Genomic DNA, 15,303 nt, shown 5'->3' with positions numbered 1-15,303 from the left:
TGGGAGAACCTCGATTGGGTTTAAGAAACGGCCCCGGTGGATGCGTCGCGAATACTGGCCGAAGCGCCAGTATTCATCAAGCGCTATCGCTCCTTGATTAGGGCCGAATTGTGACAGTTTCCGCCATGGCAGAAAAGGGCCGAGCACTTGAACAGAATTGCCGTTCAAAGGACTGCCGGTTGCCGAAAAAATGCAGCCGGTTCAGCTCGATATGCCGGCGACGAGCTGACCGTAAGCGCTCTTTGCAACGTCAGACAGCCGCTCCGGCGGCAACGAGCCGACGACCGCGCAGGCATAGCCTTTGTCCAGCCAGTAGACAGCCTCAGGCCCGCCCGCCGCGGCCGTGTAGGTGCCTTTGGACGTCTCCGACGATTCGGCGGTGACGTAGAGCGAGATGCGCTCGCCCTTGGCGTCTTCATAAAGCAGCATCGCCGCCTTGCCCTGCCCACCGGCCGGCAGCAGCCGGCCGCCGACGAGATCGAAGCCCTCGGCCGCCAGATCGGGCGCGACCAACTTCAGTCCGACACGGTTCGACAGCCAGGTCTGGAGATGATCCTTGTCGCTTGCGGGAACCTCGACGGCATGGCGCTTCTCGGCGGCGTAGATGACATGGGCGGCGATCGCCTGCTCGGCGAGCTGGTCGTCGCCGTCGCCGCGGGCAATGCCGTCGATGCCCGCGACATAGCCGCCGAGCCCGCCGAGCGCGAGCATCACGGCCGCGGCAGCCGACAGCCACCAGCGCGAGCGCCAGGCCGACGCTTTTGCAGGTGCCTCGCCAAGCACGACCTGCCGCAGCCTCGCCGGCACCGGCTCGTCCATCACCCCTGCCAAGGCGGCGCGCATGGCGGCGCGGTCGGCAATGTAGCGCGCGGACTTCGCCTTCATCTCGGGATTGGCCTCGAGCCAGGCGTCGTAAGCCATGCGCTCCTCGCCCGGCAGTTCGCCATCGAGGGCCATATGGATATCGCGTTCGGAAAAATCGCGGCGGGTCATTTCTCGACGATCCTTATCGAGCGGCGGCGCGATGTGTCGTCGAGCAATCCTCGCAGTTCCTCGCGGCCGCGTGCGATACGCGACATCAGCGTACCGGCCGGCACGCCAAGGATGTTGGCGGCCTCGGCATAGGAAAAGCCCTCGATGGCGACCATCACCAATGCCGCGCGGCGATCGGGGCTGATCGCCTGCAAGGCATCCATGATCTCGCGCGAGGCGATGGTCTCGACCTGATCGGCGGGCGCGGCTTGGGCCTCACCGGCTTCGAGAGGCAGCATCGCCGCCTCGCCGCGCCGGTTGACCTTGCGCATCTGGTCGATGAACAAGTGATGCATGATCGTAAACAGCCACCTCCGGGGGCTCTCTCCAGTCTGCCAGTTGTCGAGCCGCACAAGCGCCCGCTCCAGGCAATCCTGGACGAGATCGTCGGCGGAATCGCGCTCGCGCAGCAGCGAGCGCGCATAGCGCCGCAGCCGCGGTATTTCGCTCAGGATCGCTGCCTTCTTGTCGTCCATGACCGCTTGTTTCGAGGTCGCTTTCCATCCCGATAGAACGCGCGTTGCGGGCGCGGTGCAAGCAGTCAGCGCGAGCGGCCGAACCGCTGCGTTACCCAAGCACATGCAAAACGATGGCGCGGGCCGGTTTATTCCTGGCAATCGGCGGGAAAGCCTAACTATCTCAAATCGGTGAGCAGGAAATCATTGCCTTTGTAGAGCAGCGGAGTGCCGAGAGCTTTCGCGCAAGCATAGGCAAAACAGTCACCCAAGTTCAGGTCGGCTTGATGACCAACGGCCTTGCCATAATGAGCGCTGGCATCGATAGCGCGCGAACCGATCTCGTCGCCGATCGGGACATTTTCCCCGCCAATTTCCACAATGAGTTGATCTACCAGATCGCGAGCTTTGAGGAGCGCTTCGGCGGTCGGCTTGCGGGAACGTGCGCCGGCTCGCGCCAGAGCCTGCGTCGCCTCAAAACGGACCATGGCAGAGATGTGGAAGTCGACAGATCGGGAGAGTTGTTTGGACAATTCCTCCCAGCCCGGTTCCTGGTTGAGAATTGCGACGATCACCGAAGCGTCGACAAACATCAGTCTTCCCACATCTCGTCAGTGAATTTCTTCATATCGAAGTCGGGATTGGGCAGACCGATCTTCTTCGCCTCCGCTTGAAGCCTGACGATCCGATCGCGCAGCGGCACCTTGGCACGATTGCGTTCCAGTTCGTGCATAAGAGCTGTCCGCACCGCTTCGGTCTTGCTGGGCGCGTTCGTCTCGCGCTGCAATTTGGCGGCCAGCGCGTCCACTTCATCGTCACGTATGTAGAGCGGCATTGAAATATCCCTTTATGAATATTCCAGATATCCCAGATTGGATATTCCTTCAAGAAGCCTCCTTCACTGCTCTCGCTGCCCGCGTCAGCAGCCGCTGATAGAACAAGCCGATGCCGATCAGCACGGCGCCGAGGCCGATGAAGGAGAGCGCGCGCAACACGCCTTCCAGCTCCGACATGTCGAAGAGGAAGACCTTCACGACCGCGATCGCGATCAGCACCGCGGAGGCGATGCGCAGCACCTGCGATTTCAGCCGGACGCCGGCGGTGAGCAGCGCCACGCCGATGACCAGCCAGAGCGCCGAGTACGTGTAGGTCTCGAACTGGCCGAGCCCGCTCCACAAGGCGATGAACTCGCCTTTGAACAGGCGCCGCACCGACAGCGTGGCGTAGGCGAAGGCAAGCAAGGCAGCGATCAGCGCCAGCATCGCCGCATACCATCGCGGGCGCTTATTGCGGACATAGAGCGCCAACGCGCCGGCTGCGACTGCCGGCAACAGATAGGCAAGGAAGAGAAGGTTGAAGACCGGGATCGTGCCGGTCGACTCATCCGTTAGCAGCGGGTTCAGCACGACGAAATGCTGGACGGCGATCATGGCCGCCGAAACCACGCCGGCGGCCATCGAGCCATAGCGCAGCACCGAGCTTGGCGAGCGTATGTCGATGGCGACGAGGATCGCGCCGCCGCCGAGCGCGACCAGCGTGTAGATCGCCTGTTCGGCAAGCGTCACCGTGCCGGTGTCGATCACGCCGCCATGCATGGCGTGGCGCACCAGCATGGCAATGGTGAGCAGCGCGAACAGCGCCGAGGCCGCCTCCATGGCAAGGCGCGGCCTGCCGTCGGTGGTGCGGGCGAGCTGCCAGGCGGAGAAGCCGAAGGCGAGTGCCGGCACGCCATAGCCAGGCAGCAGCCAGTTGAAGACCGGTGTCCTGGCGAGAAACGCCGCGCCGACGATGGTCGGATCGAAGGCGATACGGCAGAGCACGGCGACCGCCGCGCCCACCGCGATCCAGCCCAGCACGGGATACGACCGCCAGCGCGTCGCCAGCGCCGGGACGATTGCGGCGGCGCCCAGCAGCACTGTCGTCCAGCCTGAACCGAACGCCATATGCAGCATCAGCAGGCCGGCGACGCCGGCGCCGCCCAGCGCGAAGGACACGGCCGGGCGGCCCACCATCGGCGGCTGCTCGGCGCGTGCGATCCATTCGCCGCCGGCGGCAAAGGCGAGCGCCAGCAACAGCGCCGGCAGCGCGTAGCCGAGGTCGCGGTCGATATCGCCGAAGGTGAGCCACAGCGCGGTGAGCACCACCAGCGGGACGATGACACCCCAGGCCGCCCCGCAGGCCGCGCGCAGCGGAGCGGTCGCGGCAAAGCGGCGCGCGGCCCAGAAGCCGGCGGCGATGAAGATCAGGCCAAGCGCGATGCCGATGCGGAAAGTCGGCGTGTCGGGTGACGCCAAGGGCTGGGCGTCCAACCCGACATCGAGCGCATTGGCGCCGATCGTGGCGGGCGGAATGATGCCGAGATAGATCAGCACGGTCGCGATGCCGGCGGCAAAGACCAGCGGAAGCGCGCTCGGCCGATAGAGCGCCGCCGCGACCAGCGCAACCAGCAGGACGGCGCCATGCAGAGCATCGCCGGCGCTGGCAAAAGCCGGATCGACGGACAGGCCCAGCGCGCTCAGGGCGATGAAGAAGCCGGGCACGATCGATGGCCAGTCGAAGCCGCGCGCCTGTGCGTCGCGGCCATCGGCCGAGAAAAGGCCGAGCCAGACGAAGGCAAGCACGGCAAGCGTCGCCAGGCTGATGAACAGGACGGCGGCGAGGTTCACCTCCGGCGCGTCGACCATGTAGAGAACGGTCCAGATGCCGGTGCCGGCGAAGGCAGCCGCCACGAGCGCCTTCCAGTCGCGGATGCGGGCGGTTGCCGCGGTCGCCGCAAGCACGATCGCCAGATAGACGAACAAGGCCCAGGGATTGGGCGCCTGCGAGGCGACCAGCGCCGGCGTGACCATCGCGCCGACAAGGCCGATGCCGGCCAGCGCCAGGCCGTGCGCCAGCGAAGCGCCAATGGTCGCAACGCCGATGACGCCCAGCAGCACAAAGGCCGCCGCCGCACCGATGAAGCCATAGATGCCGTGCGCCGCATAGACCGTGCCGAACAGGATGAAGGCGCCGGCCGCCGTTAGGATCGATGGGATATAGGCGCCGGCGGCGCCCTGCACGGGCACCTTGAAGCCGGTGCGGCGGATGAATTCGGCACCGGCAATCAGAGCCAGGCCGAGGATGCCGGCCATCGTCAGGCGCACGCCCGGACCGAAAATACCAGCCTCGATGGTGTAGCGGATCAGGAACAGGCCGCCTAGCGCCAACGCGATGCCGCCGACCCAGACCGCCCAGCGCGTTCCCAGCGCCGTCTCGACATCGGTTTGGCGCGCCGCCATTGCAGGCGCCGGCGAGCCTGCCGCAGGCGTCTCGGCCACGGCAGCGGGTTGCGCCGGTTCGGACGGCCCGGCGGATTGCACCGCGGCCGCCTGGGTCCTCGTCCAGGGACCGGCCACGGCCTCGCCCTCGGCGTCCTCGGGCGTCGCGACGACCTCCTCGGCCACAGTCGTGCCGTCAGCCAATGGCGCGGCAGGCGCCGCGGCTGCCTTGACCTCCTCGGGAAGACGTTCCTGCTCGGCGTCCGGCTCGGCCGCGGACACCGAAGCGCCCGATTGCACCAGCGCGCGAAGGACTCCGAGCTCGCGCTCGACCAGCGCGATACGGTTCTGTTGTCGTGAAACGATGACGAAAAGAGCTATGACGGCGGCAATGGCGATCAGGCTGAAAAACATGGCGGTTTCCCTCAAAACCAGACCAGTCGTGGCCAATAAATGCGGCAATGAGACGGCTGGTCGAAATCAGCGGCTCGCCGGCTAACAAGATCGAGCATGTTTCATCGCCGATTGCCAGCAACTTGCCGGTTTTTCCCAAGCCTGGCCGGCTGCGCCGCCACTTTTGCCGGCGACATTGCGTGACCTCTGCCGCGAAATACTCGTGCTATTCTCGTGCGGCGAAGAAAATGTCGCGAGGTGACCGATGCCGCAGAAGAGCGCGGGCCTGCTGATCCACAGGCGCATCGCTGGTGTGTTCGAATTCCTGCTCGTCCACCCGGGCGGCCCGTTCTGGGCCAGCAAGGATGAAGGCGCGTGGTCGATCCCGAAGGGACTGATCGGCGACACTGAAGACGAGCTCCAGGCCGCCAAACGGGAAGCCGAAGAGGAACTCGGCGTCGCCATCGAAGGCGATTTCCGGCCGCTCGGCAGCTACAAGCAACCGAGCGGCAAGATCGTCATCGCGTGGAGCGTCGAAGCGGACATCGACGCGGATGCCGTCAGGAGCAATATGTTCACCATGGAATGGCCGCCGAAATCGGGACGCATGAAGGAGTTTCCGGAAGTCGACAAGGCCGGCTGGTTTTCGCTGCCCGAAGCGGGGCTCAAAATCCTCAAGGGCCAGCGCGCCATGCTCGATGATTTCCTGGAGCAGCGGAGCGCGGATTAGGCGCGCTCGCCTTTGCTATCCTGCCCCGCCCGCAACCGCCTTCACCGCCGCATGATGCCGGCGCAGCGCGGCGAGGAAGCCGGCGCGAGCGTCGGGCGGCTCGAGGCCGCGCGGCTCATAGACATGGCGGGTGAAGAAGAAGCCGCTCAGCCGGAAGGCGTCCTCAAGCGCTGCCGCATCGGCGCGCAGGCCGGAGCCGCGCTGAAGGAAAGCGGGTAGCGCCAGCATCTTGTCGTGCCAGGGCGCGCCGGCCGCGCGCGAGACGGCACGTCCGGATTTCGGCGAGACATAGGCGAGATCCTGCCTGGTGCCGGTTGCCGCGCATTGGCTGAGATCGAGGCCGAAGCCCAGTTCATCGAGGATGAGCAGCTCGAAGCGCGCCACCAGCTCGCCCGCCGCATCGGCGTCGCTGAGATGCGAGATCATCACGGCAAGCGCCTCGTAAAGCCCGCCATGGGCATCGCGTTCTGGCAGGAGCCTTAGATGCGCGGCCATGGTCTGCAGGCCGTAGACCGCGACGGCGCTGTCCATGAGCCGCGCGGCGTTCATCTCGATCGCCTCGGCCTGGAAGACACCGAGATGCTCGTCGAGCCGCGCCCGCCACAAAAGATCGACACGGTTGCCAGGCTGCAGCACCGGCTGCTGCTTGCGCGAGCGCCCTCCCCGCACCAGGCCGAGATGGCGGCCATGCGCGCGGGTCATCACCTCGAGGATGGCGCTGGTTTCGCCATGCTTGCGGGTGCCGAGAACGATTCCCTCGTCGCGCCATTCCATAGCCAGAGCTTTTCACCTGTTGGATGGCGAAATCAAGATTACGGCACGCTGTGCTCGATCTGTACTGACATTCGCAGGCGTCGTTTCACGCCCATCTTTGATGATCGGCAAGCACCTCGTCGATCACGCGGCGCTGCCTTTCCACCTCCGTCTGATTGGCGTCGTGGCCGGCGACGGTGATCAGCGCCTTCCACAAAGCCCAGCCGCGGCCGCGCGCCCAGGTGGCGTCGTCGACGGCGATGCGGGCGCGGAAGGCCTCGCGGCTGGCGCCTTCGAAGAAGGTCCAGGCGATCGCCAGATCGCAGGACGGGTCGCCGACGCCGGAGGTGCCGAGATCGATGACAGCGCTCAGGCGACCGTCCTCGACCAGCAGATTGCCCGACGCGACATCGCCGTGGAACCAGACGGGCGAGCCAGACCAGGTGGCGGCCAGGGCTGCTTCCCAGACCGCGCTGGCGGCCTGTGTATCGATCTTACCGTCGAGTGCTGCGATCGCTTGCCTCGCCTCGCCGTCATAGACGGTCAGCAGCCCGCCGCGATAGAAATTGTGCTGGCCGGGCGCAGGCCCGCCGGTCGGATCGATCTGCTTCTAAGCGACGAGGAACCCGGCGAGTGTGACCGCGAACGTGCGAAGGTCGGCGATGCGTGCGGTTTTCGCCGTCTCGCCTTCGATCCAGCGGTAGACGGACCAGTGCCAAGGATAGCCTTCAGCGGGCTCGCCCATGGCGAGCGGCTCCGGGATCGGCAGCGGCAAATGCGGGGCGAGCTTCGGCAGCCAGCGATGTTCCTTTTCAACCTGCAGCGAGTAGTGAGCGGCACTCGGCAGCCTGACGGTCATCTCGTCGCCAAGATGAAAAGTGCGGTTGTCCCAGCCGCCGGACGCGACCGGGCTCACCGGCAGATGCCGCCATCGCGGAAACTGCGCGCCGACCAGCCGGCGCACGAGATCGGTATCGATGGTCGGTTGCGGGTCATCCATGCCGTCGTCCCAAAGCCGATAAGCGCTTTTGGGCGGCAAACATCAATGGGGAAACTCCAGTCCCATCTCGCGGTAGCGCTCGGGGTCGTCGCCCCAGTTCTCGCGCACCTTCACGAACAGGAAGAGGTGCACCTTCTGCTCGAGGATTTCGGCGATCTCGGTCCGCGCGGCTTGGCCTATGGCGCGGATCGTCTCGCCCTTGTGGCCGAGCACGATCTTCTTCTGGCTGTCGCGCTCGACATAGATCACCTGCTCGATGCGTACCGAGCCGTCCTTCTTCTCCTCCCATTTCTCGGTTTCGATATGCGAGGAATAGGGAAGCTCCTGATGCAGCCGCAGATAAAGTTTTTCGCGCGTGATCTCGGCCGCGAGCTGGCGCATCGGCAGGTCGGAGATCTGGTCTTCCGGATAGTACCAGGGACCCAAGGGCAACGTCTCGGCGAGATAATCGAGCAGGTCCTTGCAGCCGGAACCGGTGAGCGCCGACACCATGAAAGTGCGCTTGAACGGCACGCGTTCGTTCGCGGTCGCTGCCAGGGCGAGAAGCGTCTCCGGCTTGACGCGATCGACCTTGTTGAGGACGAGCAGCATCGGCTGCTTAACGTCCTTCAGCCGGTCGAGGATGGCATCGGCGTCGCCCTTGATGCCGCGCTCCGCGTCGATCAAAAGCACGACGACATCGGCATCCTTGGCGCCGCCCCAGGCGGTCGCCACCATAGCGGTGTCCAGCCGCCGCTTCGGCTTGAAGATGCCGGGCGTGTCGACGAAGACGATCTGCGCGTTGTCATGCGTGGCGATGCCGCGCACGATGGCGCGGGTGGTCTGCACCTTGTGCGTGACGATCGATACCTTGGCGCCGACCAGCTGGTTGACCAAGGTCGACTTGCCGGCATTGGGCGCGCCGATCAGCGCGACGAAGCCGGAGCGCGTCGCGGAGGCTTCAGGGGTTTGCGTATCGCTCATGCCGCGCTCCATACGCCTTCGCGCAGCAAAAGAGTAGCCGCGGCAGCCTGCTCGGCCTCGCGTTTGGAGCGGCCGCTGCCGGTCGCCGGCGCGAAAGAGCCGACCTTGACGCTGACGGTGAACAGCGGATCGTGATCCGGCCCCTCGCGGCCGTCTACGCGGTAGGCCGGCACGGCGCCGGCGGCCGCCTGGTGCGCCCATTCCTGCAATTCGGTCTTGGCGTCGCGCCGCGCAGCGCCGATCGCTTGCGAGCGCGGCTGCCAATAACGGTGGATGAATGCGCGGGCAGCCTCAAGGCCACCATCCAGGTAAAGCACGGCAATCAGCGATTCCAGCGCATCGGCGCGCAGATTGGTGCGCTTGCGCCCGTCGAGATTGCGCACGTCGGAGCCGGCGCGGATCAGCTCCGGCAGCCCGATCTCCTCGGCGATCTCGGACAGCGCCTCGGCATTGACCAGCGCGTTGAGGCGCAGCGACAGCTCGCCCTCGGCGGCATCGGGAAAGGTCGCGAGCAGCATGTCGGCGACGACGAGGCCGAGAACACGGTCGCCCAGGAACTCGAAGCGCTCGTAGTCGACGCCGGCATGGGTCGAACGGGCGCTGGCATGGGTCAGCGCCCGCTGCAGGCGCTGGCGGTCGGCGAAGGCGTGGCCGGTACGCTCGACAAGCGCTTCGGCCAGAGCATCGGCGGTCAAACGCTTGCTGGCCGCCATCGCTCTAGTGGACGAAATGGAACAGGCGTCCGGCGCGCATCAGCGACGGCCACTTCCAGATCTCGAGCGGGCTTGCCTTGCCGGCGATCGAGAAGAAGATGAGGTTGGCGCGGCCGACAAGGTTCTCGGCCGGCACATAGCCGACGGCGAAGCGGCTGTCGGAAGAATTGTCGCGATTGTCGCCCATCATGAAATAGTGGCCAGGCGGCACGACGAATTCGCGTGTGTTGTCGCCGATCGAATCGGAATTGATGTCGAGCGTGTCGTAACTGACACCGTTCGGCAGCGTTTCACGATAGACGTCGATCGGCCGGTTTTCCTCGGTGACGTCGGGATTGTCGATCTGGCCGGTCTTCACACGCGGCACGCCGACGTCATTAATGAAAAGCTGGCCGTTCTTCATCTGGATCTTGTCGCCGGGCAGGCCGACGACACGCTTGATGTAGTCGATCGACGGATCCGGCGGGAACTTGAACACCACCACGTCGCCGCGCTTGGGCTCCGAGCCCCAGATGCGGCCGGAGAAGAGATCGGGACCGAAAGGCAGCGAGTAGCGCGAATAGCCATAGGCCCATTTGGTGACGAAGAGATAATCGCCTTCGAGCAGCGTCGGCCGCATCGAGCCGGACGGAATGGAGAAGGGCTGGAAGAGCAACGTGCGGATTACGAGCGCGAGCAGCAGAGCCTGGATGATGACGGAGAAGGTTTCACCAAGCCCGCCGGATTTCTTCTGCGATTTTTCAGCCACGCTCATGTCGTCCTCGATTGTGCGATGTTGGTATAGAGTCTTGGCGCGCGCTGGGCAACGTCATGCCGCTGGTGGTCAGATGGAATCAATGTGGCGCTTGTTCGGCGGGCACCGCCTCGATGATCACAAAGGCTTGAGCAAGCGGGAAATCGTCGGTGATGGTGAGATGGATCACCGCGCGGTGGCCTTTCGGCAGGATTTTCTCCAGCCTGGCCGCGGCGCCGCCGGTCAGCGCCATGGTCGGCGCGCCGCTCGGCAGGTTGACCACGCCCATGTCACGCCAGAACACGCCCTCGGCCATGCCGGTGCCCAACGCCTTGGCGCAGGCCTCCTTGGCGGCGAAGCGCTTGGCGTAGGAAGCCGCGCGTGCCGCGCGCATTTCCGACTTGGCCTGCTCGACCTCCGTGTAGATGCGCTGGACGAAGCGCTGGCCGTGCCGCTCCAGCGATTTTTCGATGCGTCTGATGTCGATCAGGTCGCTGCCGATGCCGATGATCATTCCGCCGGCACTTCCCGTCCGCCCTGCCGCGACTTCTTCGCGGCGCGCTCGGCCATGCGCTTCCTGCGCTGCGCGCGAAACGCGATCATGCCCCAGCGCGTGATGCCGTAAAACACGAGCCCGAAGACGAGGCCGAGCGGCACCGCGCCAACCAACATCGGCTCCAGAACAGGGTGCCAGAGCTTGGCGAAGGAGAGCTTGTGCATCATCTCGCCCAGATGCTCGGGCGGCCCGTGCCTCGGGAGATGCTCATGCAGGAGCAGCTTGCCGGTTTCCCAGGATGCGCCCCACAAAAGCGGGAATGTCAGCGGATTGCCGAAAAACACGGCGCCGAGCGCCGCCGCGACCAGATTGCCGGCGATGATCCAGCACAGCACAGCGGCGACGATGAAGTGGAAGCCAAGCGGGAAGAAGGAAGCAAAAACACCCGCGGCGACGCCGGCGGCGACCGAATGCGGCGTCGCCTTCAGCCGCAGGATGCGTTTGGAGAAATACTGCACGGAACGTGAGAACGAGCGGCGCGGCCATAGATAAGTACGCACCCGCTCAAGGAGGCCATCAGGCTCTCGGCGTCGAAAAAGCACTCTGTTCCAGTTCCCGGTCCAACACGCGCTGCCCCTGCCACCACCGGGTCGCGCCAAACTATCTTGCGCTCCGAGGGCGCAGAAAGGCAACAAAACTTTGATATAGCGACGACTGAGCCGCGCGACAACGAAACGCCGCCGCGATCGTCTGCCGCAGGCTGTAACAAGGCCGTCATTCTGGCGAAACTGAGGAAGACAATCGGGATGCGGAGCCAAATGATCACCATTCGACCGGCGCGGGCCGAGGACGCCGAGGCACTGCCGCAGATCGAACAGTCCGCCGGACTGGCGTTCCGCGCCATCGCGGAACTGGCGTGGCTCGCCGATGGAGACAATGTCAGCGTCGAGCGACACAGCGTGCTGATCGCCGCGGGCGCATGCTGGGTTGCCGCAGACGAGAAGGACCGGCCGGTCGGATTCCTGAGCGCCGGGATGGAGGGCGATGCGCTGCATGTCTGGGAGTTGGACGTGCACCTCGATCGGCAGGGGCAGGGCATCGGCCGCGCGTTGCTCGAACGGGCGGTCGCGGACGCCAGGCGGCGCGGCCTGGCTGCGGTGACGCTGACCACGTTTCGCACCGTGCACTGGAACGCGCCCTTCTACCGCAAGTTCGGATTTCGCATTCTGGAAGATGCCGAGATCGATGGACGGCTGGACAGCCTGCTCGGCGATGAGGCCGAGCACGGCATGGCTTTGGACCAGCGCTGTGCCATGCGGCTCGATCTCAGGTGAGCGGATACTCGCTGACCTCGACCAGATTGCCGTCCGGATCGCGGAAATAGACTGACATCATCGCGCCCCGCGCGCCGGTGCGCCCGACCGGACCGACCTCGATCGTCACGTTATTGGCTTCGAGGCTCGCCTGGACTTCCGCAAGCGGCACCGCCGCCACGAGGCAGAAATCGCCGGAGCCCGGAGTCGGCGCCTTCGCCTTCGGCTCGAAAGTGCGGCCGGATTCGTGCAGGTTGATCTTCTGCGAGCCGAACAACAGTGCGGTCGGCCGGTTTGGCTCATCCAGCCGCCGCATGCCTAGCACGCGCTGGTAGAACTCGCAGGTCGCCTCGACCGAGCGGACCGTCAGCACGAAATGGTCGATGCCGGCGATCATTGCAACCCCAGCGGCTGCCGGAGAGATTCAAGCGACGCGCCCAAGCGCTTGTTTTCCTGCATTAGAGAGTCAGATGTTGCGGCTTCCCGGCTTAACGGCTGGAATGCCGGCAAGTTCCGGCGGCAGGCGGTCGGCGGGATAGGCGGGCACTTCATATTCGGCAAGGGCGATCAGCGGCACGCCGACATCGGTCTTGCCGGCCGAGCGGTCGATGATGCAGGCCGCAGCCACGACTTCGGCGCCAAGCTCGCGCAAGCAATCGATGGTCTCGCGGATCGACAGGCCCGTGGTGACGATGTCCTCGACGATAACGACACGCGCGCCCTTGGCGATCTCGAAGCGACGCAGCCTGAATTCGCCCCCTTCCCGCTCGACCCAGATCGCCGGGGCACCGAGATGGCGCGATGTTTCATAGGCCGGGATCAGGCCACCGATGGCCGGGCCGACGACATAGTCGATCCTGCCGGGCACCTCCTTGCGAATCTTCTCGGCCAGCGCTTTGCAGAGGCGCTCGGTCTTGTCGGCATGCATGAAGACCCGCGCCTTCTGAAGGAAGACCGGACTGCGCAGGCCCGACGTCAGAATGAAATGACCTTCGAGAACGGCGCCGGCCTCGCGGAAAATGCCCAGCACTTCGTCGGTGTTCATTGTTCGCTCCATGCCTTTGGCGAGTGGTGAATGGTGAATGGTGGTGAGAGCGCCTTCTTTCACTATTCGCTATTCGCTATTCACTATTCACTATTCACTTCACCCGTTGACGCGCCGCGCATCGCTGACGCTCGAATTGTCCTTGAGCTGCGACAGCAGCCGGTTGAGGTGCTTCAAATCCCAGACCTCGAGGTCGATCAGCATCTCGGTGAAATCGGGCGCGGTGCGCACCATCGACAGCGTGTGGATATTGGCGTCGTTGGATGCCACCACCTGGGCGATGTCGGCCAGCGAACCCGGCGCATTGATGGCGGTGACCGAGATGCGCGCCGGGAACCGCTCCTTGGTGCGCTCGTCGATGTCCCAGCGCACGTCGATCCAGCGCTCGGGCTGGTCGTCGAAGGCCTGCAGGGCCGGCGACTGGATCGGGTAGATGGTGATGCCGGTCCCCGGCTGGATAATGCCGACGATGCGGTCGCCGGGCACGGCGCCCTCCGGCGCGAAACGCACCGGCAGGTCGCCGCGCACGCCGCGGATCGGCACCGCGCCGTCGCGTTGCTGGTTCTTGCTGTCCTTGCGCGCGGCGCGGGTGCCGGGCATCTGGAACAGCATGCCGGCGGCGTTGCGGATCTTCGACCAGCCTTCCTCGCGCGGCTTGGGCGGGGCGACGGTGACGCGCTCGTCCTTATAGTCGGGGAAGACCGCCTTCATGACATCGGTCGAGCTCAGCTCGCCGCGGCCGACGGAAGCCAGCACGTCCTCGATGTCCTTGCGCGCCAGCCGGTGCAGCACCGGCTTCAGGCTCTCCTTGGCGAACGTCTTGCCGGCGCGCTCGAAGGCGCGTTCGAGGATGCGGGCGCCGAGGCCGGAATATTGCTTGCGGATCGCATTCTTGGTGGCGCGGCGGATGGCGGCGCGCGCCTTGCCGGTGACCACGACCGACTCCCAGGCGGCGGGGGGCACCTGCGCCTTGGAGCGGATGATCTCGACCTCGTCGCCATTCTTCAGTTCCGTCATCAGCGGCATGATGCGGCCATTGACCTTGGCGCCGACGCAGGTGTCGCCGACATCGGTGTGGACGGCGTAGGCGAAATCGATCGGGGTGGCGCCGCGCGGCAGCGCGATCAGCATGCCCTTGGGCGTGAAGCAGAACACCTGGTCCTGGAAAAGCTCCAGCTTGGTGTTCTCGAGGAAATCCTCCGGATTGTCGCCTTCGGCCAGTTGCTCGATGGTGCGCCGCAGCCAGGCATAGGCGTTGGTCTCCCGCGAGATCGCATGGGCCGTGCCGTTCATCTTGCCGCCGGTATCCTTGTAGATCGAATGCGCTGCGACGCCATATTCGGCTATCTTGTTCATCTCCTTGGTGCGGATCTGCAATTCGACGCGCTGGCGCGACGGGCCGACGATGGTGGTGTGGATGGAACGGTAGTCGTTCTGCTTCGGCGTCGAGATGTAGTCCTTGAAGCGGCCGGGCACCATCGACCAGGTGGTGTGGATGGCCCCAAGCGCGCGGTAGCAGTCGTCGACCGTATCGACGACGACACGGAAGCCGAAAATGTCGGAGAGCTGCTCGAAGGAGAGCGCCTTGGCCTCCATCTTGCGGAACACCGACCAGGGCTTCTTCTGCCTGCTCTTCACGCTCGCCTTGATGGCATGTTTTTCGAACAGGCCGGACAGCGCCGTCTCGATCTCCTGCAGGACGCCCTTGTTGCGCTCGAAAATCTCGGCAAGCCTTGCGGTGACGGCACGATAAGCCTCCGGATTGATGTAGCGGAAGGCGATTTCCTCCAGCTCCTCGCGCATGCCTTGCATGCCCATGCGCCCGGCCAGCGGCGCATAGATATCCATCGTCTCCTCGGCAATGCGCAGGCGCTTGGATTCCGGCATATGGTCGAGCGTGCGCATGTTGTGCAGGCGGTCGGCGAGCTTGACCAGAAGAACGCGAATATCCTCGGAGATCGCGAGCAGAAGCTTGCGCAAATTCTCCGCCTGCTCGGCCTTCTTGGAGACCAGATCGAGCTTCTTCAGCTTGGTGAGGCCCTCGACCAGCTTGCCCATTTCGGGGCCGAACAGCTCGTCGATCTCGGCACGGGTCGCCGTCGTGTCCTCGATCGTGTCGTGCAGCAGGGCAACGGCAATGGTCGCCTCGTCCATGTGCATGTCGGTGAGGATGGCAGCGACTTCGAGGGGATGCGAGAAATAGGGATCGCCCGAGGCGCGCTTCTGATGGCCATGCTTCTGCATGGCATAGACGTAAGCCTTGTTAAGCAGCGCCTCGTTGACGTCAGGCTTGTAGCGCTGCACGCGCTCGACAAGCTCATACTGACGCATCATGGGCGGGATCTCGCGGTGCTGAAATGATTGCGCCGCACCGACGTGCGACGCATCCCATAGATAGCCACGAAAGTTACGAGACGGAA

At 64.9% G+C, this 15,303-nt stretch carries 16 protein-coding genes and 1 pseudogene; 2 read left to right on the top strand and 15 right to left on the bottom strand.

Translation table 11 applies throughout. The features are described from left to right. Positions 1 to 201: 201 nt before the first annotated feature. The 5 genes from ACVMIM_RS15515 to ACVMIM_RS15495 form a co-directional block, all read right to left on the bottom strand. Complete coding sequence (locus ACVMIM_RS15515) at positions 202 to 993, bottom strand: anti-sigma factor family protein (RefSeq protein WP_476112989.1); 792 nt, start codon at positions 991 to 993, stop codon at positions 202 to 204. Then, positions 990 to 1,508: an RNA polymerase sigma factor gene (locus ACVMIM_RS15510; protein WP_040984221.1), complete on the bottom strand. Its 519-nt coding sequence runs from the start codon at positions 1,506 to 1,508 to the stop codon at positions 990 to 992. The genes ACVMIM_RS15515 and ACVMIM_RS15510 overlap by 4 nt, the downstream gene beginning before the upstream one ends. Positions 1,509 to 1,666: 158 nt before the next feature. Then, positions 1,667 to 2,080, bottom strand: coding sequence for a type II toxin-antitoxin system VapC family toxin (locus tag ACVMIM_RS15505; protein WP_041002072.1), 414 nt, complete (start codon positions 2,078 to 2,080; stop codon positions 1,667 to 1,669). Further along, complete coding sequence (locus tag ACVMIM_RS15500) at positions 2,080 to 2,322, bottom strand: type II toxin-antitoxin system VapB family antitoxin (protein WP_041002074.1); 243 nt, start codon at positions 2,320 to 2,322, stop codon at positions 2,080 to 2,082. Before ACVMIM_RS15500 ends, ACVMIM_RS15505 begins: the two co-directional genes overlap by 1 nt. A gap of 49 nt (positions 2,323 to 2,371) precedes the next feature. Further along, positions 2,372 to 5,158, bottom strand: a complete 2,787-nt coding sequence (locus ACVMIM_RS15495; protein WP_476112986.1) for a DUF2339 domain-containing protein — start codon at positions 5,156 to 5,158, stop codon at positions 2,372 to 2,374. 244 nt (positions 5,159 to 5,402) lie between these two features. Here ACVMIM_RS15495 and ACVMIM_RS15490 point away from each other — a divergent pair, with 244 nt between their 5' ends. After that, positions 5,403 to 5,867: an NUDIX hydrolase gene (locus ACVMIM_RS15490; RefSeq protein WP_476112984.1), complete on the top strand. Its 465-nt coding sequence runs from the start codon at positions 5,403 to 5,405 to the stop codon at positions 5,865 to 5,867. Between the two features lie 15 nt (positions 5,868 to 5,882). Here the strand turns inward: ACVMIM_RS15490 and recO are convergent, their stop codons facing one another. The 7 genes and pseudogenes from recO to ACVMIM_RS15455 form a co-directional block, all read right to left on the bottom strand. After that, a complete protein-coding gene (gene recO / locus ACVMIM_RS15485; protein ID WP_476112982.1) occupies positions 5,883 to 6,641 on the bottom strand; it encodes a DNA repair protein RecO in 759 nt (252 codons plus the stop codon). An 85-nt stretch (positions 6,642 to 6,726) separates the two neighbouring features. Further along, positions 6,727 to 7,620, bottom strand: a pseudogene (locus tag ACVMIM_RS15480) (aminoglycoside phosphotransferase family protein). 42 nt (positions 7,621 to 7,662) lie between these two features. Next, entirely contained in the window at positions 7,663 to 8,595 is a 933-nt protein-coding gene (gene era / locus ACVMIM_RS15475) for a GTPase Era (protein WP_476112981.1), read from the bottom strand. Beyond that, positions 8,580 to 9,314, bottom strand: a complete 735-nt coding sequence (gene rnc, locus ACVMIM_RS15470; protein ID WP_442920280.1) for a ribonuclease III — start codon at positions 9,312 to 9,314, stop codon at positions 8,580 to 8,582. The genes era and rnc overlap by 16 nt, the downstream gene beginning before the upstream one ends. Further along, on the bottom strand, positions 9,301 to 10,050 hold the full coding sequence (gene lepB, locus ACVMIM_RS15465; RefSeq protein ID WP_041002088.1) for a signal peptidase I: 750 nt from the start codon (positions 10,048 to 10,050) through the stop codon (positions 9,301 to 9,303). Before lepB ends, rnc begins: the two co-directional genes overlap by 14 nt. Before the next feature lie 79 nt (positions 10,051 to 10,129). Further along, positions 10,130 to 10,543 (bottom strand): holo-ACP synthase, encoded by a 414-nt coding sequence (gene acpS / locus ACVMIM_RS15460; RefSeq protein WP_041002090.1) that lies wholly within the window; start codon positions 10,541 to 10,543, stop codon positions 10,130 to 10,132. After that, entirely contained in the window at positions 10,540 to 11,127 is a 588-nt protein-coding gene (locus ACVMIM_RS15455; protein WP_476112979.1) for a DUF2062 domain-containing protein, read from the bottom strand. The genes acpS and ACVMIM_RS15455 overlap by 4 nt, the downstream gene beginning before the upstream one ends. 216 nt (positions 11,128 to 11,343) lie before the next feature. Between ACVMIM_RS15455 and ACVMIM_RS15450 the strand changes: the two genes are divergently transcribed. Then, positions 11,344 to 11,859 (top strand): GNAT family N-acetyltransferase, encoded by a 516-nt coding sequence (locus ACVMIM_RS15450; RefSeq protein ID WP_476112977.1) that lies wholly within the window; start codon positions 11,344 to 11,346, stop codon positions 11,857 to 11,859. Here ACVMIM_RS15450 and ACVMIM_RS15445 read toward each other — a convergent pair. The 3 genes from ACVMIM_RS15445 to ACVMIM_RS15435 form a co-directional block, all read right to left on the bottom strand. Beyond that, complete coding sequence (locus ACVMIM_RS15445) at positions 11,852 to 12,235, bottom strand: VOC family protein (RefSeq protein ID WP_476112975.1); 384 nt, start codon at positions 12,233 to 12,235, stop codon at positions 11,852 to 11,854. The genes ACVMIM_RS15450 and ACVMIM_RS15445 overlap by 8 nt on opposite strands. A gap of 69 nt (positions 12,236 to 12,304) precedes the next feature. Further along, positions 12,305 to 12,883, bottom strand: a complete 579-nt coding sequence (gene pyrE, locus ACVMIM_RS15440; RefSeq protein ID WP_476112974.1) for an orotate phosphoribosyltransferase — start codon at positions 12,881 to 12,883, stop codon at positions 12,305 to 12,307. 99 nt (positions 12,884 to 12,982) lie between these two features. Continuing rightward, entirely contained in the window at positions 12,983 to 15,217 is a 2,235-nt protein-coding gene (locus tag ACVMIM_RS15435; RefSeq protein WP_278052374.1) for a RelA/SpoT family protein, read from the bottom strand. Positions 15,218 to 15,303 lie beyond the last annotated feature (86 nt).

This window comes from Mesorhizobium sp. USDA 4413 (assembly GCF_056280365.1).
This window is presented reverse-complemented; position numbering and strand designations above follow the sequence as displayed.